The following is an 18,579-nucleotide window of genomic DNA, read 5'->3' on the forward strand; positions in this document are numbered from 1 at the left end:
GGCAAGTCCTGAAACGGAGGCGGGATCGTGCAGAGCATCCGGCGGGTCGCGGTCATCGGCGGCAACCGCATCCCCTTCGCCCGGTCCAACTCCCGGTACGCCAGCGCGTCCAACGCGGACCTGCTCGGCGCGGCGCTGGACGGGCTGATCGCCCGGTTCGGGCTGGCCGGGCAACGGGTCGGTGAGGTGGTCGCCGGGGCGGTCCTCAAGCACTCGAAGGACTTCAACCTGACCCGCGAGGTGGTACTCGGCTCGAAGCTCGACCCGCACACCCCCGCGTACGACATCCAGCAGGCCTGCGGCACCGGCCTGGAGGCAGCGATCCTGGTCGCCAACAAGATCGCCCTCGGGCAGCTCGACGTGGGCATCGCCGGGGGCGTCGACACCACCTCCGACGCGCCGCTGGCGATCAACGAGGACATGCGCCGCACCCTGCTGAAACTCAACAGCGCCCGAACCCTCGGCGAGCGGCTGAAGATCGCCGCGAAGCTCCGCCCGCACCAGCCGTTCCGGCCCGAGCTGCCGCGTAACGCCGAGCCCCGCACCGGGCTGTCGATGGGCGAGCACGCCGCCCGGACGGCGCTGCGCTGGCAGATCGACCGGCGCTCCCAGGACGAGTTGGCGCTGCGCTCGCACCAGCGCCTCGCCGCCGCGAACGACAGGGGCTTCTTCGACGACCTGATGACCCCCTATCTGGGGCTGACCCGGGACCAGAACCTCCGCCCCGACACCAGCCTGGAGAAGCTCGGCGCGCTCCGGCCGGTCTTCGGCACCCGGGGCCCGGACGCCGAGCAGGCCACCATGACCGCCGGCAACTCGTCCCCGCTGACCGACGGCGCGTCCACCGTGCTGCTCGCCTCCGAGCAGTGGGCGCGTGAGCACCAACTGCCCGTACTGGCCTGGTTCTCCTGGTCGGAGACGGCGGCGGTGGACTTCGTGCACGGCGACGAGGGACTGCTGATGGCCCCCGCGTACGCGGTGCCCCGGATGCTGGACCGGGCCGGGCTGACCCTCCGGGACTTCGACTTCTATGAGATCCACGAGGCGTTCGCGTCGCAGGTGCTGGCCACCCTGGCGGCCTGGGAGTCGGCGGAGTTCGGCAAGGACCGGTTGGGGCGGGACGCCCCGCTGGGCGCGATCGACCGGGACCGGCTCAACGTCAACGGCTCGTCGCTGGCCGCCGGGCACCCGTTCGCCGCCACCGGTGGCCGGATCGTGGCGACGCTGGCGAAGTTGCTCGCCGAGAAGGGCGGCGGTCGGGGACTGATCTCGATCTGCGCGGCCGGCGGGCAGGGCGTGACCGCCATCCTGGAGCGCTGACCGCAGGCTCCACCACCCGGCCGGGCCGCGGGATCGCCGCCGGGCGGGACACGCACCCCATCGGGGGACGAACCACCCGAAGGCTCACTTTTACGTGCTGACCTCCGCAGGATGAGGGCGCTACTCGTCCCGTTCCAGGAGGTTTGTGGTGAAACGTAGCCGTTGGCTTCTCGCCGTGCTCTCCAGCGCGGCCCTGGCCCTCCTCCCCGGGGCCGCCCCGTCGGCCGGTACGCCGGGCGGCGCGGCCCGGACCGCCACGCTTGTCGACGACGCCTCCCGAGGGCCGGACGACAACCGATCCGGCCACGGCGGACAGCCCACCACCCGCGCCGAGCAGCCCACCGCGCGCGCCGAGCACAGCCGGCCCCGCACCCCGCAGCCGCCGCCTGACACACCGGGCCTGTGCCGGCCCGGCCTGCCGCCGGACGCCCCGCAGACCACCCGGTTCTATGACGACAACCGGCTGCTCGGGCCGGCCGTACTGCCGACACAGTCCCCGGTCGGCCCGCTGCTCGCCGGCTACCGACGGTTCGGCGCGCAGAGCGAGTCCCAGTGGATCTCGAACTACACCCTCAACGGGGCCGGGACCACGCTGGTCTTCCCGCCGGAGAACGGTTTCTTCCTCGGCCCGGACGGCAAGCCGGTGAAGCAGCGGCAGACCATGCTGCCCGGTTACCGCCTCGACCGCTTCGGCTTCACCGGTGGCGCCTTCCTGGCCCCGCTCGGCACCCCGTTCAACTCCCGCTCCCTCGCCCCGCAGAGCCTGAACACCCCGCCCACGCCGCCGGCCACCACGCCGGCCGCACCGCTGGCGAACTACCACACCTACTGCGTACTCAAGCCGTTCGACGTCGACTCCGGCCCGATCGCCCCCTGGTTCGCGCAGCCCGGCATGGGCACCCAGTTCCAGCTCAACCCGGAGTACGTGCCGCAGGCCGGCAAGCTGCTGACCGTGCAGTGGTTGCTCGACCACCACGTCATCGTCGAGGAGTATCTGGGTGGGGACACCCCGCCCTGCCCGACCGACACCGTGCCGCGTCAGGGTGGGGCGGGCGGCGGGCTGCGTGCCGCACCGGTCTGCTGATCCGCTGCCGTCCCTTCCCCGCCCCCTGGAGGTCACCGTGGACCGGCACGAGTTGCGTAACGCCCTCTTCGCGACCGGGATCTCCCCGGACGCCTTCGAGCTGGAGGGGGTGCACGAGCACGTTCCCCTGCCACCCGACTTCTGGTTCCTGCGCCGGTCCGCCGACGGGCGGTGGGAGATCGGGGCGTACGAACGCGGGGTGTACGACGTCCGCCTGGCCTACGACACCGAGCCGGAGGCGTGCGCGGGGCTGTGGCGGGCACTGACCGGTCGTCCCACCCCACCCTGACGTGCCGCCCGGCCCCGGCCTGGCCGGGGTGATCCACTCATCGGGGGCGGAACAGCGGTGTACCGGCCCGCGCGATACCGCTGTTCCGCCTCGCGGGAGTCGATCAGTCCGCCCCGCTGGGATCGATCAGGTCGATCTCAGCGGACGGTGTTGTCGGGGCTTCCTACCGTGGTGTCAGCCCGCCCGGACGTCCTGGTGGCGGTGTCCCGTCGAGGAGTGTCATGCCCGGTCGTGCCCTGCTGCGTACCGCTGCCGTTGCCGTTGCCGTCGTGCTCGCGGCCGGCGGTTGTGCCCCCACCACGAGGGATGTCGAGGGACCCCCGGCGGTCGGGGCGGCCGGCGGCCCGGCGGGGTCGGGCCACGCGAGGACCGGCTCCGGCGACACCGGCACGGTCACCGACGGCGGGGCCCCGGGCGTGGGGATCAAGGAGGCCGACCCCACCGCCGGCCCTTCGACCGGCGGTCCCACCGGCAGCCCTTCGACCGGCGGTGGCGGGGACAGCGACGGCGTCAAGTCCGGTACGAAGGCGAACGGCCCCACCATCAGCTACTTCCGGGTCACCGACAAGCCGCGCTGCCCGGCCGGCACCACCGTCAATCCGATCGCCGGCGGCGGCGTGCTGATGGAGTGGCGGGTCGGCAACGTGACCTCGGTGGCCCTGTCGGTCGACGGCCCCGGCATCTACCGCGACGACTACCCGTCGGCCGGCAGCGAGGAGTTCACCTTTCCCTGCTCGGGCCGGGAGGGCGACATCCAGCGGCACACCTACACGTTGACGGCGCGCAACGTGTACGGCAAGCAGACCAAGACCATCGTGGTCACCGCACCGGTGCATGACATCCCGAAGGTCTGACGCTGATTTCCGTGGACCACGCGGCCCGGCCGGCTCCGCCCGCCGGAAAGGTACGGCCGAGGCGGCGACGCCGCTGGTAAAGTCCGGTCCGCACAGACCTTCATTGAGACACGTATTCCGACGGGGGAGTGGAGATGCGCCGACAGTCCGGAGCACCAGACGGGACGGTCATGTCGGCTATCTACCCCAGGGTGGCGTTCATCAATGGGCTCCCTCAATATCGGGATCGTCGCGCATGTTGATGCGGGAAAGACGAGCCTGACCGAGCGGCTTCTTCAGCACACCGGTGTCATCGACCAGGTCGGAAGCGTCGACGCCGGTAGCACCCAGACCGACTCCATGGAGATGGAGCGGCGTCGTGGGATCACCATCCGGTCGGCGGTGGTGTCGTTCACCATCGACGGTCTTCCGGTCAATCTGATCGACACACCCGGGCATCCCGATTTCATCGCCGAGGTGGAGCGGGCGCTACGGGTGCTCGACGGCGCGATTCTGGTGGTCTCGGCCGTCGAGGGGGTGCAGGCCCAGACCCGGATTCTCATGCGGACGCTGGCCCGCCTGCGGATTCCCGTCCTCGCCTTCGCCAACAAGATCGACCGCGTCGGTGCCCGCTACCAGGAGTTGCTGGACGGCATCGGGGAGAAACTGACCCCTCGCCGGCTCGCGATGAGCACGGTGACCGGTCCCGGCACCGCCGGGGCGCGGGCGCTGTCCCTGCCGTTGTCCGCTGGCGGGCGGGCCGCGTCGGTGGCCGACCTGCTGGCCGAGGGGAGCGACGCGTTCCTTGAGTCCTACCTCGATGACACGACGCACCTCACCGAGGGCGACTACCGCGCGGAGTTGAGCCGCCAGGTGCGGCAGGCGCGGGTGGTGCCGGTGTACTTCGGCTCGGCCATCACCGGCGAGGGCGTGGGCGAACTGTTGCGGGCCGTCCGGGAGTTCCTCCCACCGTCGGCCGGCGACCCGGTGGCGCGGTTGCGGGCGAGCATCTTCAAGATCGACTGGGCGCCCGGCGGCGAGAAGGTCGCCTACGCGCGGGTGTACTCCGGCCGGCTCACGGCCCGCGAACCGGTGGACACCTACCGCCGTGGCCGCACCGGCGAGGTGATCGGGGGAAACGGCAAGGTGACGTCGGTACGGGTCTTCGCCCAGGGCACCACCACCCACGAGACTTCCGCCGGGCCCGGCGACATCGCCAAGGTGTACGGGCTGGCACACGTGCAGGTCGGCGACCAGCTCGGTGCACCCGAAGGACTGCCATCCGGTGGCTTCTTCGCGCCGCCCAGCCTGGAGACCGTCGTCCGGGCCGCCCGACCCGCACAGAACGCGCAGTTCTACCAGCGCCTGCAACGGCTGGCCGAGGAGGACCCGCTGATCAACGTACGCCGCAACGAGGCGGACCGGACCGTCTCGGTGGCGCTCTACGGCGAGGTGCAACGCGAGGTCATCAAGGACCTGATGCTGGACCGGTACGGCATCGAGGTGGTCTTCGAGGAGACCACGACGGTGTACGTCGAGAAGGTGGTGGGCGTCGGCCACGGGCTGGAGGTGATCTGGCAGAACGAGTTCGCCGCCACCGTCGGCCTGCGCATCGCACCGGGCCCCACCGGCAGCGGAGTGCGGTACCGGATCGAGGTCGAGCCCGGTGGGCTGCCCGCCGCCTTCCACAGGGCGATCGAGGAGACCGTCCGGCAGACGTTGCAGCAGGGGTTGCACGGCTGGGAGGTCGTCGACTGCGTGGTCACGTTGACCGACACCGCGTACTGCAGCCCGATCACCTCGGCCGGCGACTTCCGCAAGCTCACCCCGCTGGTGCTGATGACGGCGCTGAGCGCGGCGGGGACAACGGTGCACGAGCCGGTCAACCAGTTCGAGGTGGAGGTGCCCGACGACACGGTCCGCGCGGTCATGTCCCGGCTGACCGCCGCGCGGGCGATCGTGGACCAGTGCGACACCCACGGCCCGGTCAGCCGCCTGCACGGCACGATCCCCGCGAGCAGCGTCCACGACATCGAGCGGCAACTACCGGGCCTGTCCCACGGCGAGGGCGTCTTCGTCTCCGCGCTGAGCGGCCACCGCCGCACCACCGGCACCCCGCCGACCCGACGACGCACCGACGGCAACCCGCTGCACCGCAGGGAGTACCTGGCACACGTACTCAAGCGGGGGTGACCGGTCGCCCGGCTCCACGCGGACACCGGGTGGCACGCGACCGCCGCCCTGGTCGGCCCGACCAGGGCGGCGGTCGTCGGGTAGGAGAGAATGAGGTACGTGACGACGATCCCGAACGTGCTCGCCCACCGGTACGCCTCACCCGAACTGGTCGCCCTCTGGTCCCCGCAGGAGAAGGTCCGGATGGAGCGGCGGCTCTGGCTCGCCGTGCTCCGCGCCCAGCGGGACCTCGGCGTGGCGGTGCCCGACGGCGTGGTCGAGGCGTACGAGCGGGTGGTCGACCAGGTCGACCTGGCGTCGATCGCCGAGCGGGAGCGGGTCACCCGGCACGACGTGAAGGCCCGGATCGAGGAGTTCAGCGCGCTCGCCGGGCACGAGCACGTGCACAAGGGGATGACCTCCCGCGACCTCACCGAGAACGTCGAGCAGCTCCAGGTGCGCGCCTCGCTGGAGCTGATCCGCGACCGGGTGGTCGCCGCGCTGGCCCGGCTGGCCTGGCTCGCCCACGAGCACTCCGGCCTGGTGCTGACCGGCCGTTCGCACAACGTCGCCGCGCAGGCCACCACCCTGGGCAAGCGCTTCGCCTCGGCCGCCGAGGAACTGCTCATCGCGTACGAGCGGCTGGAAGACCTGATCGACCGGTACCCGCTGCGCGGCATCAAGGGCCCGGTCGGCACCGCGGCCGACCAGCTCGACCTCTTCGACGGGGACGCGGAGAAGGTCGCCGAGCTGGAGCGTCGGGTCGCCGGTCACCTCGGTTTCGCCCGGGTGCTGGACAGCGTCGGGCAGGTCTACCCGCGTTCGCTGGACTTCGACGTGCTGTCCGCCCTGGCGCAGGTGGCTGCCGCGCCGTCGTCGCTGGCCACCACGATCCGGCTGATGGTCGGTCAGGAGCTGGCCACCGAGGGCTTCAAGCCGGGTCAGGTCGGCTCCAGCGCGATGCCGCACAAGATGAACACCCGTTCGTCGGAGCGGGTGAACGGCTTCGCGGTGATCATCCGGGGTTACCTGTCGATGGTCGGCGAGCTGGCCGGCGACCAGTGGAACGAGGGGGACGTCTCCTGCTCGGTGGTCCGCCGGGTGGCCCTGCCGGACGCCTTCTTCGCCGCCGACGGGTTGTTCCAGACCTTCCTCACCGTGCTCGACGAGTTCGGGGCGTACCCGGCGGTGATCAGCCGGGAGCTGGAGCGCTTCCTGCCCTTCCTGGCCACCACCAAGATCCTGGTCGCGGCGGTGCGCCGGGGCGTCGGCCGGGAGGCCGCCCACGAGGTGATCAAGGAGCACGCGGTGGCGGTCGCCCTCGCCATGCGGGAGAAGGGCGCCCCCGACAACGACCTGTTCGACCGGCTGGCCGCCGACTCCCGCCTCGGCCTCACCCGCAGCGAGATCGACACCCTGGTCGCCGACCCCGCCACCTTCACCGGTGCCGCCCAGGCCCAGGTGGACGCGATCACCCGCCGCATCACCAGTGTCGTCACCGCCCACCCCGAAGCCGCCACCTACTCCCCACCCCCCATCCTCTAACCCCCCGCACGCGTGGCCCGGCATCGGCTCACCCCCGTGATCAAGAGGTTTACGTCAGCCGTGGAGATCAACCAGCCCCAAACCTCTTGATCACGCTCTCCGGGCCTGGCCAGGCGTCGGCTCTCCCCGGTGATCAAGAGGTTTGCGTCACTAATGGAGATCGAATTGGCGTAAACCTCTTGATCACCGGGGCGAAGGGGCGGGGCCGAGGGGGTGGGGGAGCTGGGGGTGGGGGAGCTGGGGGTGGGTTAGGGGGTGGGGGTTTCGGGGGCGGAGGTGAGGTTGGGGGCGCTCGCCGGTTCGGCGATGCCGCCGGGGGCTTCGGTGAAGCCGGGGTCGTGGGCGGTCTCGGCGGCGATGAGGGGCTGGTCGTGCGGCATCACGTCGGGGACCTTAGGAGCCACGATCACCGCGGTGCCGTAGGCGCAGATCTCCATCCACATCTCGCCGCAGTCGCGGCTGTCGAAGCGCATTCCCACCACGGCGTTCGCGCCGATGCGCAGGGCCTCCTCGCCGAGCCGGGCCACCGAGTCGGTACGCCAGCGGGTGAGGTTGTCGGGGGCCATCGGGTCGTACGCGCCGCCGCGCAGGTTCTTGACCCCCTCGCGGTACGGGTTCCGGGTCCGCGCCATCGACGACACCACTTCGCCGAGGATCTGGCGGATCTCGTAGCCGGGCAGTTGATCCGTCGTCACGACCAGCACGGTTCCGATGCTGTCAGTAGTCGCAGGGCGTCGGAGCGTGCCGTGTGTGGCTGGTCGGATGCTGCAAAACGAGGCGGCGCGGACGGCCGGCACGCGACCGGCCATCCGCACCGCCCGGGGTGGTAACCGTCAGACACCGGCCGTCGAGGTGATCCAGGCCCGGTTGTACGCGACGCTGCCGTAGTTCTGGATGCTGGACCCGTCGGCGGTGGAGGCGACGCCGACCTGCCTGCCGTCGTAGAACTGGGGGCCGCCGGAGTCGCCGCGCCACGCGTTGCCGTTGACCCGGGTGCTGCGGATCGCCTGGCCGCCGTACGCGTCGCTGGCGTTGGTGCTGGTCACCCGCACCGAGGCGGTCTTGAGCTGGTTGGACGCCCCGCAGCCGCTGTAGCAGGTCATGCCCCAGCCGTAGATGGTGTTGGTGGAGCCGACGGGCGGGTTGCTGCCGGCCAGGCTGACCGGGGTGTTGGTGACGGTGCTGGCGAGCCGCAGCAGGGCGAGGTCGTTGCGGGTGTAGGAGGCGCTGACCGTACGGGTGGTGCCGCCGGAGGCGTAGTAGACGCTGCCGACCCGGACGGACATGGTGCCGCTGACGCAGTGCCGGGCGGTGAGTACCCACTGGGCGGCGATGACGCTGCCGGAGCAGGTGAACGACCCGTTGCTGAAGACGGCGGCGGCCCAGGGGGCGGAGGAGACGGTGCTGCCGCCGATGATCGGCTGTGGGCCGGCCGGGGCGGCGGTGGCCCCGGAGGCGGCGACGAGGACACCGGCGAGGGCGGTGGTCAGCACCGCGAGCGTGGAGCGGAGGCGCATGTCGGGGGACTCCTTCGGCTCGGGCCCGGGATCGCCGGGCCGGGTCGGCCGCCGGGGCGGGGGTGGCCCGCCGGTACGGCGACCATGCATCGACACTTGGCGATAGAGGTTAGGGGTGGCCCGGCTCGTTCACAAGATTCTGATCTGGATCGGTCGATGTGACAGAGCTGACCCACGACGCGCTCGTCCCTGTTTGTCGGATACCGGTCGCAAATCTGGCGTTGGGCCACGTATTGCCTGCTCAGGGCGGGTGTGTGGGGGCGACGCGTCGACAATCGGCAACAAAACCGCATCAGAGCGGCAACGAACGGATCTCGGCCGCCCGTCCGGACGACCGGTAACGTCGATCACTGCCTGAACTGCGCCCGGCCGGTGCGTCCGGACCGGAATCTGCCAGGTACGCTGGCCTCGCTCGCCCGTAGTGGGCCGGCACCCAACTGCGTACACAGTCAGGAGTGCCCAGTGCCTCGCGTCGTCGTCGACGTCATGCTCAAGCCCGAGATCCTCGATCCTCAGGGCCAGGCCGTCGCAAACGCGCTGCCGCGGCTCGGCGTCAGTGACGTCGCCTCCGTCCGGATCGGCAGGCGGATCGAGATCGAGTTCACCGGCGAACCGGACCTGGACCGGGCCCGGGAGATCGCCGACAAGCTGCTCGCCAACCCTGTCATCGAGGACTTCACGGTCCGGGTCGAGGCCGACGAGACCGCGGACGCGCACTCGTGACCGCCCGGGTCGGAGTGGTGACCTTCCCCGGCTCGCTGGACGACGGGGACGCCGCCCGCGCCGTGCGGATCGCCGGCGCGGAGCCGGTCCGGCTCTGGCACGGTGACCCGGAGCTGCACGGGGTGGACGCCGTCGTCCTCCCGGGTGGCTTCTCCTACGGCGACTACCTGCGTTGCGGGGCCATCGCCCGGTTCGCCCCGGTGATGGAGACCCTGGTCGACGCCGCCCGGGGCGGCCTGCCGGTGCTCGGCATCTGCAACGGCTTCCAGATCCTCTGCGAGGCCCACCTGCTGCCCGGCGCGCTCACCCGCAACCAGCACCTGCACTTCCGCAACCGGGACCAGGGCCTCCGGGTCGAGTCGGTCGGCACCGCCTGGACGAACACCTTCCAGTCCGGCCAGGAGATCCTCATCCCGGTCAAGAACGGCGAGGGCTGCTACGTCGCGGACACCGCCACCCTCGACGCACTGGAGGCCGAGGGGCGGGTCGTCGCCCGTTACGTCGGCGGCAACCCGAACGGTTCGCAGCGGGACATCGCCGCGATCACCAACGCTGCCGGCAACGTGGTCGGCATCATGCCCCATCCGGAGCACGCGGTCGAGGCGCTCACCGGCCCCTCGCTGGACGGCCTCGGCTTCTTCACCTCCGTGCTCAAGCACCTGGTGGGGACGCCGGCGTGACGGTGCGCGGCGGGAACATCGGTCGGCTCCACCGCCCCACGGGCGGGTACGAGCGCAGCGAGGAGAGGTCATGACCACCCACCAGGACCCGGCCGTTCGGGCAGCCGCGGGCTCCGGCCCGGCGGAGCCGCACGCGGCTGTCGCGCCCCCGGCCGGCACAGCCGCAGCCGGCCGGCACAGCGGTCCGGCACCGGCCATCGACTGGACGGACGGCGTGGACACCGTGCAGCGGGCCACCACCACCGGCGACGAGCTACAGCCGTACGCCGAGCTCGGCCTGCGCGACGACGAGTACGACCGGATCCGGCACATCCTCGGCCGCCGCCCCACCCAGGCCGAGCTGGCCATGTACTCGATCATGTGGAGCGAGCACTGCTCCTACAAGTCGAGCAAGGTGCACCTGCGCCAGTTCGGCGAGAAGGCCCCGCCCAGCGACCGGCTGCTCGCCGGCATCGGGGAGAACGCGGGCGTCGTCCGGGTCTCCGACACGCTGGCCGTCACCTTCAAGGTCGAGTCGCACAACCACCCGAGCTTCGTCGAGCCCTACCAGGGTGCGGCGACCGGTGTCGGTGGCATCGTCCGGGACATCCTGGCGATGGGCGCCCGCCCGGTCGCGGTGATGGACCCGCTGCGCTTCGGCGCGGCCGACCACCCGGACACCGCCCGGGTACTGCCCGGCGTGGTGGCCGGCGTCGGCGGCTACGGCAACTGCCTCGGCCTGCCCAACATCGGCGGTGAGCTGGTCTTCGACCCCTGCTACCAGGGCAACCCGCTGCTCAACGCGCTCTGCCTGGGCGTGCTGCCGGTCGACCGGTTGCAGAAGAAGGACGCCGCCGGCCCCGGCAACATCGTGGTGCTGCTCGGCGCGAAGACCGGCCGGGACGGCATCGGCGGCGTGTCGGTGCTGGCCAGCGCCACCTTCGACGAGGGCAGCGAGCAGCGCCGCCCGTCGGTGCAGGTCGGTGACCCGTTCATCGAGAAGCTGCTGATCGAGGCGTGCCTGGAGCTGTACGACGCCGAGCTGGTCGTCGGCATCCAGGATCTCGGCGGCGCGGGCCTGACCTGCGCGCTCACCGAGACCGCCGCGTCGGCCGGCACCGGGATGCGGGTCTGGCTGGAGCGGGTCCCGCTGCGCGAGCCGTCGATGGAGCCGCACGAGATCCTGGCCAGCGAGTCCCAGGAGCGGATGCTGCTGGTCGTCACCCCGGACAAGCTGGAGCCGGTGCTCAAGACCGCCGAGAAATGGGGCGTGCTCGCCACCGCGATCGGCGAGGTCACCGCCCCCGCTCCCGACGGCCGGCCGGGCCGGCTGCTGGTCACCTGGAACGACCACGTGGTGGTCGACGTGCCGCCGGGCTCGCTGGTCGACGACGGTCCGGTCTACGCCCGCCCGATGCGGGAGCCGGCCGACCTGATCCTGCTCCAGGCCGACCGGGCCGAGACGCTGCCCCGGCCGAGCACCCCGGAGGCGCTGCGGGAGACCCTGCTGCGCATGATCGCCTCGCCGAACCTGGCCGACAAGACCTGGGTCACCGAGCAGTACGACAGGTACGTGCTGGGCAACACCGTGCTGGCCCAGCCCGAGGACTCAGGCGTGATCCGGATCGACGAGCAGAGCGGCCTCGGGGTCGCCCTCTCCGTCGACGGCAACGGCCGGTACGCCCGCCTGAACCCGTACCAGGGGACGAAGCTGGCGCTCGCCGAGGCGTACCGGAACGTGGCGGTGACCGGTGCGAAGCCGATCGCCGTGACCAACTGCCTCAACTTCGGCTCGCCGGAGGACCCGGGCGTGATGTGGCAGTTCGCCGAGGCCGTCCGTGGCCTGGCCGACGGCTGCCTGGAGCTGGGCATCCCGGTGACCGGCGGCAACGTCAGCTTCTACAACCAGACCGGTGCCGCCGCGATCCACCCGACCCCGGTGGTGGGTGTGCTGGGGGTGCTGGACAACGTGGCCGACCGGGTGCCGATGGGCTTCGTCCCGCGTACCGGCGGCGACCACGACCAGTTGTTCCTGCTGGGCGACACGCACGTGGAGCTGTCCGGCTCGGAGTGGGCCTGGGTGACGCACGAGCACCTGGGCGGGATGCCGCCGCAGGTCGACCTGGGCCGGGAGCGCCAGCTCGCCGAGCTGATGGCCGAGGCCGCCCGGGTGGGTCACCTCAGCTCCGCACACGACCTGTCCGACGGCGGTCTCGCCCAGAGCCTGGTGGAGTCCTGCCTGCGTCGGGGGGTCGGGGCCCGGATCGGGGTGCCGGAGCGCTTCGCCGACGGTTCGCTGCCGTTCGTCTTCCTCTTCAGCGAGTCCGCCGGCCGGGTGCTGGTGACCGTCCCGCGCGGGCACGAGAAGGCGTTCACCGCCCTCTGCGACGAGCGGGCCGTGCCGTGGGAGCAGATCGGCGTGACCGACCCGGCGAGCGGTGCCCTGGACGTGCACGGCCAGTTCCGGATCGGTCTGGACGAGCTGCGGGCCGCGCACACCGCGACCCTGCCCCGGCTCTTCGGCGGGCCGGAAGCGGCCCAGGTGCAGGTCGAGGCGGTCCGGACGGGCACCACCACGATCGCGCCGGCCACCGCCGGGCAGCCGGTGGACGTGCCGGACCGGCAGCAGCCGGCGGACGCGGACGACCCGGCCGGCGAGGTCGTGGCCGCCCCGACGACCGCCGCGCCGGTCTCGGGTGGCCCGGTGCCGGGTGGTCCGGAGACCGGTACCGCACCGGACGCCTCCGCTGACTCCACGCCGGCACCGGACGCCCCGACGGGCACCACCCCGGCGCAGGCCCCCTCCGGGGCGGACGACGCGCCGACGGCCGGTGGACAGGGCACCGACGTACCGACGGCGGGGTCCACCCCGCAGGCCGGCGCGGACGACGCCGCGGCCTCCGGGGCCGGTGACGGCGACGGGCAGCGTCCGACGCCCGACCAGCGCTGAGGCGGTGGCCTCGGTCGTCCACGCCCAGCCCGGATCGGGTGCCCGGTTCGACTGGGGGCTGACCGGGGCGGCGGAACTCGGCCGGGTCTGCGCGGCACTGGTGGTGGTGGACGTGCTGTCGTTCACCACCGCCGTCGAGGTGGCGGTGGCCCGGGGGATGCGGGTCCACCCGTTCCCCTGGTGCGAGCAGGCAGCCGACTACGCGGTGCGGGTCGGCGCGGTGGCTGCGGTGGGTCGCCGGCAGACGAGCGCGGAGCACCCGTGGTCGCTCTCCCCGGCGGCGCTGGGCAGCGCACCGCTCGTCGCCGACCTGGTGCTGCCGTCACCGAACGGTTCCGCGATCAGCGCCGCCGCCAGTGCCACCGGGCGGCCGGTGGTCGCTGCCTGCCTGCGCAACGCCCGCGCCGTCGGGCATTGGCTGCTCCGCCACGGGTACGGCGGGACGGACGCACCGGTGGGGGTGGTGGCCGCCGGTGAACGCTGGCCGGACGGCACGCTGCGCCCCTCGGTGGAGGATCAGTTGGGCGCGGCCAGCGTGCTGGACGCGATCTCCGGGGTGCCCGGGGGACTCTCGGTGGAGGCGGCGGTGGCGCTCGCCGCCCTGGCCAGCACCCCCGACATACCGGCGGCGGTACGCGGGTGCGTCTCCGGTCGGGAGTTGATCGAGGCGGGCTTCGCCGGTGACGTCGAGGTCGCCGTGCAACGGGACGTCTCGACCGTGGTGCCGGTGCTCCGCCAGGGCGTCTTCTCAGCCGGCTGAAACGGCCCGGTGTCTTCTCAGCCGGCTGAAGCGGCCCCGGCCGGCGCGGACCGGCCCGCTGCCGGTGGCTGCCCCGCCGCGACACCCGGGCCGAAGCCGGCCGTCTACCTGGGCTGTCGGGCGTTCCCGGCCTGACCGTCGGTCGCCCGGGTGTGGGTCACAGCGACTGCGGGCCGCCCGGTGTGTCGGGCGGCCCGCAGTCGTCGGTGTCGTCGGTGGGTCAGTCGTCCAACCAGTCGAGGCGGCGTCCGCCGCGCTCCGGAGCCGGCCCGTCCGGCCGGGCCCGTCCGGCCGGGGGCTGGTCGCGGCCGGCCTGTGGCTGGTCGCCGTAGTATCCACCCTGTTGCTGGTCGTAACCCTGCTGGTCGTATCCGCCGGTGCGCTGCGGCGGCGGCTCCTGAACGTATCCGCCCGGTGACTGCTCGGCACCGTAGCCACCGGTCTGGCCGTACCCGCCCTGCGGGGAGCCGTAGCCGGGTTGCTGGTCGTAGCCCGGGCCCTGCTGGTCGTACCCGGCGGGCTGGTCGTAACCACCCTGGTGGGCCCCACCACGCTGCTCGTAGCCGCCGTGCTGACCGCCGCCACGAGGGTCGTAGCCGCCCTGGTGGGCACCCCCGCCCTGGTGGCCCCCGGTGGGCTGGTCGTACCCGCCGTGCTGGCCGCCGTAGCCCTGGGCCGGACCGGAGTCGTAGCCGGCCTGCTGGCCGTAGCCGCCGCCGGGGTAACCGCCGGTCGGCTCCCCGCCCCGGCCGTAGCCGCCCTGCTCGGGCTGGCCGTAACCGGCCGCGCCGGACTGGCCGTAGGCGTCCGGCTCCGGCTGGTAGGTGCTGGTCGGGTAGGGGTCGGCCGCCGGGGCGTACGAGGTGCTGTCGCCGGTGTACCGGCCGGTGGGCTCGTCGTAGCGGTCGCCGCCGTAACCGCCGGCCTGCTCCTGCGCCGGATAGCCGGCGGCACCGGCCGTCGCGCCGTAGTCGCGACCACCGTAGCCACCGCCCGAGGCGGGGGCGTTGCCGTAACCGCCGCCGGAGGCGGGGGCGTTGCCGTAGCCGGCACCCGAGGCGGGGGCGTTGCCGTAGCCGGCGCCGGAGGCGGGCGCGTTGCCGTAGCCACCAGCCGGTGCGGGCGACGCACCGTAGGCACCCGCCGCGCCGGCAGCTCCTGCCGCACCGGCTGCGCCGTAGCCACCACCGGAGGCGGGCGCGTTACCGTAGCCGCCCGGCTGACCGTAGCCGGCCTGGCCGGCGGGCTCCTCGCCGTAGCCGCCGGCACCGGCCCAGTTGTCCTGCGGTGCGCCGTAGGGCTGCGGCGGGGCCGCGTACGGATCCGGCGGGACGTCGTCGACGACCGGTCGTTGCAGCATCGTCGGCGCGTCGCTCAGCGCGGAACTGCCGACCATCGTCGGGTCGGGGCCGGCACCGACCCGATTGACGACCCGGGTCTGGTCGTCGGTGCCGCGTGGGCTGCGGGGACCGGGGACGCCGCCTGCCGCTCCGGCACCGGCCGGACCGTCGCCGTCGTCGGCGTTCTTGCGACGGATCCAGAGCAGCACGATGGTGCCGACACCGGCCGCCACCAGCAGGCCGCCGAGCAGGATGATCAGGAAGGAGCCGAAGCCGCTGTCGTCGTCCTGGGACGCCGCCTGCTGCTGCCCACCGGTCGGTTCGGTGGTCTCCTCGGCGGTGGTGTCCCCGGTCGTCTCGTCCGTCGGCGTCGCCTCAGCCGTGGTCGACGGGGTGGCGCTCGGGCTCACCTCGACCTTCAGGGCCAGGCTGATCCGCTGGTTGCTCAGGCTCTGCCCGGCCCCCGCGCTGATCGGCTTGGTGGCGACGATGCCGTCCTTGCTGGCACCGAGGACCATCGAGCCGGGCGCGATCGGGTTCGCACTGGACCCGGTGATCCGGAAGTTGCCGCTGCCGTCGCTGGTGGTGTTGAACTGCTTGCCGGTGGAATCCTCCAGGCCCACCACCGCGTTGGGCACCGCGTCTCCGGTGGCCGTCACGACCACCTTGCCGGAGATCGACTTGACCGTCGGCTTGTCCTGCGGCGCGGTGGTCTGCGGCGCGGCCTTGGCAACCAGGGTCACGGTCGTGCTGGCCGAGTTCTCGGCACCGTTGGCGTCGACGGCCTTGACGGTGATGGTGGCGGAGCCGTTCGACGCGTCGTCGGCGAGGCTGAAGGTGGCGCTGGACCCGCCGCTCTGGTCGACCTTGGTGCGACCGCAACCGTCCACGCAGCGGAGCTTGCCGTTGCTGGAGGTGACAGAGACGTCGACCGGGGAGTCGTCACCCACGGTGAGCGAGTAGTTGACCCGGGTGGACTTCCCGGCCTCGACGGAGCTCGGGGACGCCGACACGTTGGTGACGCTCGGAGCGGCGAAAGCGGGTGTGGCGGGGACGGTGAGCAGGGCGCCGGCCACCAGCGCTACGACCACACCGGCCCGCTGCGTCCAGGCACGTCGGTGTGTTGACACGTCAACCGCCTTCCGGTCTGACCTCCCCGGCGGGGGCCGGGGATCATCACGGTACGAATACGCCGTCGGCAACTATGCCTTGTCTGACCGGATCGGCGCGACCCAGGGGCCAGCGTGGCATCCGAGAGCCAGGGGTCGTATCGTCCCGTCGTGTCCTCTCCGCACATTAAGTCCGCCGCGGTGCTGGCGGCGCTGACGGCTCTCGATGAGGGGCGTACGCCCGAACGACCGGTGTATCGGGAGGCGGTCCGTACCCTTCTGACCGTCCTCGCGGAGCGTGCCCCCGGCCGATCGGTGGAGGTGCGTGTCCCACCTTACGGTGCAGTTCAGTGCGTAGCGGGTCCGCGACACACGCGGGGCACCCCGCCGAACGTGGTGGAGATGGCGCCGGACACCTGGTTGGCGCTCGCTACCGGTCGGTTGTCGTGGGCGCAGGCGGTCACGGACGGTCGCGTACAGGTGAGCGGAAACCGGGCGGACCTCACCGACCATCTGCCGCTCTAGCTGCACCGTTAGGCGCGAGCGGGTGACTGGGTGGAGGGGGATCGTGACTTTCTGTATTGACTCGTGTTCGCGTACACTGTCAGGCGACGACAGTGGTCCAGGGCCGAAAGGCGCGGAGCAGCCCCCGGCTCCGCCAGGCCAGTCCAGACCAGCATGAGGGAGCGGCAGTGCCCCGAGGCGATGGCCGGCTGAGCCACGACCTTGACCCCCAGCGACCCGGCCCCCAGGACGCCTGTGGCGTCTTCGGCGTCTGGGCCCCGGGTGAAGAGGTTGCCAATCTCACCTATTTCGGTCTGTACGCCCTCCAGCACCGCGGCCAGGAGGCCGCCGGCATCGCGGTGAGCGACGGATCGGGTGTGGTGGTCTACAAGGACCTGGGTCTGGTGGCCCAGGTGTTCGACGAGCCGACGCTGAAGAGCCTGCGGGGCCATCTGGCGATCGGGCATGCGCGTTACTCCACCACCGGTGGCTCGACCTGGGAAAATGCCCAGCCGACGATCCGTTCGACCACGTCGGGCACCACGATCGCCCTGGCGCACAACGGCAACCTGGTCAACACCGCCGAGCTGCAGAAGGAGGTCGCCGAGCGCGGCCTGCTCGACGACGGGGCCACCAACGACACCTCACTGGTGACCATGCTGCTGGCCAGCCGCCCCGACCTGTCGGTGGAGGCCGCCGCGCTGGAGGTGCTGCCGCAGCTGCGCGGCGCGTTCAGCTTCGTCTTCATGGACGAGTCGACCCTCTACGCCGCCCGTGACCCGCACGGCGTCCGCCCGCTGGTGCTCGGCCGGTTGGAACGCGGCTGGGTGGTGGCCAGCGAGACCGCCGCGCTGGACATCGTCGGCGCGAGCGTGGTGCGCGAGGTGGAGCCGGGTGAGCTGATCGCGATCGACGAGGAGGGGCTGCGGTCCAGCCGGTTCGCCGCGCCGGAGCCCAAGGGCTGCCTCTTCGAGTACGTCTACATCGCCCGCCCGGACGCCACCATCGCCGGCCGCAACGTGCACGCCGCCCGGGTGCAGATCGGCCGGCAACTCGCCAAGGAGCACCCGGTCGAGGCGGACCTGGTGATCCCGGTGCCCGAGTCGGGCACGCCGGCCGCCATCGGTTACGCCGAGGCGTCCGGCATCACCTACGGCGCCGGCCTGATGAAGAACCCGTACGTCGGGCGTACCTTCATCCAGCCGTCGCAGACCCTGCGTCAGCTCGGCGTACGACTCAAGCTGAACCCGCTGCGGGAGAACGTGCGGGGCAAGCGGCTGGTCGTGGTCGACGACTCGATCGTGCGCGGCAACACCCAGCGGGCGATCGTGCGGATGCTCCGCGAGGCGGGTGCGCTGGAGGTCCACGTCCGGATCTCCTCCCCGCCGGTGAACTGGCCGTGCTTCTACGGCATCGACTTCGCCACCCGGGCCGAACTGCTGGCCAACGGGCTGGACAACGAGGGCATCCGGCGGTCGATCGGTGCCGACACCCTCGGTTACGTCTCGCTCCCCGGTCTCATCGCCGCGACCGAACAACCCCGCAGCCGGCTCTGCCGGGCCTGCTTCGACGGGGAGTACCCGATCGACCTGCCGGCCGGGAACCTGATCGGCAAGCACGTGCTCGAAGGGGTGGGCCGGCGGGTCGCCGACGCCCCGGACGCCTCCTCCGAGCACCACACACCGCTCGTCGCCACTCCGGGCGGCGCGACCGCCCACCGCCCGTAGTACACCGGGGCCGTCCGGCCACCGTCGGCGCGGCACCGAGAACCACA

General features: G+C 72.2%; 15 protein-coding genes. 12 read left to right on the forward strand and 3 right to left on the reverse strand.

The window, feature by feature from the left end:
- Positions 1-27 precede the first annotated feature (27 nt).
- The 6 genes from JQN83_RS02365 (at position 28) to purB (ending at position 7,243) form a co-directional block, all read left to right on the forward strand.
- Positions 28-1,320: an acetyl-CoA C-acetyltransferase gene (locus JQN83_RS02365; protein WP_208565339.1), complete on the forward strand. Its 1,293-nt coding sequence runs from the start codon at positions 28-30 to the stop codon at positions 1,318-1,320.
- A 148-nt stretch (positions 1,321-1,468) separates the two neighbouring features.
- Positions 1,469-2,404, forward strand: a complete 936-nt coding sequence (locus JQN83_RS34020) for a TNT domain-containing protein (RefSeq protein ID WP_208565340.1) — start codon at positions 1,469-1,471, stop codon at positions 2,402-2,404.
- Positions 2,405-2,441: 37 nt separating this feature from the next.
- Positions 2,442-2,693 (forward strand): hypothetical protein, encoded by a 252-nt coding sequence (locus JQN83_RS02375; protein ID WP_208565341.1) that lies wholly within the window; start codon positions 2,442-2,444, stop codon positions 2,691-2,693.
- A 221-nt stretch (positions 2,694-2,914) separates the two neighbouring features.
- The gene (locus JQN83_RS02380) at positions 2,915-3,547 is read left to right on the forward strand and encodes a hypothetical protein (RefSeq protein WP_208565342.1); all 633 of its coding nucleotides are present in this window, start codon (positions 2,915-2,917) and stop codon (positions 3,545-3,547) included.
- Positions 3,548-3,751: 204 nt separating this feature from the next.
- Positions 3,752-5,719 carry an elongation factor G gene (locus JQN83_RS02385; RefSeq protein ID WP_208565343.1) on the forward strand — a complete coding sequence of 656 codons (1,968 nt, stop codon included), beginning with the start codon at positions 3,752-3,754 and terminating at the stop codon, positions 5,717-5,719.
- Between the two features lie 99 nt (positions 5,720-5,818).
- A complete protein-coding gene (gene purB, locus JQN83_RS02390) occupies positions 5,819-7,243 on the forward strand; it encodes an adenylosuccinate lyase (protein WP_208565344.1) in 1,425 nt (474 codons plus the stop codon).
- Between the two features lie 248 nt (positions 7,244-7,491).
- Here the strand turns inward: purB and JQN83_RS02395 are convergent, their stop codons facing one another.
- Together JQN83_RS02395 and JQN83_RS02400 are read right to left on the reverse strand one after the other, a co-directional pair.
- Entirely contained in the window at positions 7,492-8,052 is a 561-nt protein-coding gene (locus tag JQN83_RS02395) for a YbjQ family protein (RefSeq protein ID WP_208565345.1), read from the reverse strand.
- A 24-nt stretch (positions 8,053-8,076) separates the two neighbouring features.
- The gene (locus JQN83_RS02400) at positions 8,077-8,760 is read right to left on the reverse strand and encodes a S1 family peptidase (protein WP_208565346.1); all 684 of its coding nucleotides are present in this window, start codon (positions 8,758-8,760) and stop codon (positions 8,077-8,079) included.
- Between the two features lie 462 nt (positions 8,761-9,222).
- Here JQN83_RS02400 and purS point away from each other — a divergent pair, with 462 nt between their 5' ends.
- From purS to JQN83_RS02420, 4 genes are all read left to right on the forward strand, one after another.
- Positions 9,223-9,483 (forward strand): phosphoribosylformylglycinamidine synthase subunit PurS, encoded by a 261-nt coding sequence (gene purS / locus JQN83_RS02405; RefSeq protein WP_208565347.1) that lies wholly within the window; start codon positions 9,223-9,225, stop codon positions 9,481-9,483.
- The gene (gene purQ, locus JQN83_RS02410; protein ID WP_208565348.1) at positions 9,480-10,163 is read left to right on the forward strand and encodes a phosphoribosylformylglycinamidine synthase subunit PurQ; all 684 of its coding nucleotides are present in this window, start codon (positions 9,480-9,482) and stop codon (positions 10,161-10,163) included. Before purS ends, purQ begins: the two co-directional genes overlap by 4 nt.
- 70 nt (positions 10,164-10,233) lie before the next feature.
- Positions 10,234-13,092 (forward strand): phosphoribosylformylglycinamidine synthase subunit PurL, encoded by a 2,859-nt coding sequence (gene purL / locus JQN83_RS02415; RefSeq protein ID WP_244251559.1) that lies wholly within the window; start codon positions 10,234-10,236, stop codon positions 13,090-13,092.
- Positions 13,093-13,096: 4 nt separating this feature from the next.
- Positions 13,097-13,852: a 2-phosphosulfolactate phosphatase gene (locus tag JQN83_RS02420; RefSeq protein WP_208565349.1), complete on the forward strand. Its 756-nt coding sequence runs from the start codon at positions 13,097-13,099 to the stop codon at positions 13,850-13,852.
- 220 nt (positions 13,853-14,072) lie between these two features.
- On the opposite strand, the gene JQN83_RS02425 is transcribed toward JQN83_RS02420, so the two are convergent.
- Entirely contained in the window at positions 14,073-16,322 is a 2,250-nt protein-coding gene (locus JQN83_RS02425) for a carboxypeptidase regulatory-like domain-containing protein (protein WP_208565350.1), read from the reverse strand.
- Positions 16,323-16,502: 180 nt separating this feature from the next.
- On the opposite strand from JQN83_RS02425, the gene JQN83_RS02430 reads away from it, so the two are divergent.
- Positions 16,503-16,826: a sterol carrier family protein gene (locus JQN83_RS02430; RefSeq protein WP_372443957.1), complete on the forward strand. Its 324-nt coding sequence runs from the start codon at positions 16,503-16,505 to the stop codon at positions 16,824-16,826.
- A gap of 167 nt (positions 16,827-16,993) precedes the next feature.
- Entirely contained in the window at positions 16,994-18,532 is a 1,539-nt protein-coding gene (purF, locus tag JQN83_RS02435; protein WP_208565351.1) for an amidophosphoribosyltransferase, read from the forward strand.
- Positions 18,533-18,579 lie beyond the last annotated feature (47 nt).

The sequence above is a fragment of the Micromonospora antibiotica genome, assembly GCF_017599305.1.
Taxonomy (GTDB): Bacteria; Actinomycetota; Actinomycetes; order Mycobacteriales; family Micromonosporaceae; genus Micromonospora; species Micromonospora antibiotica.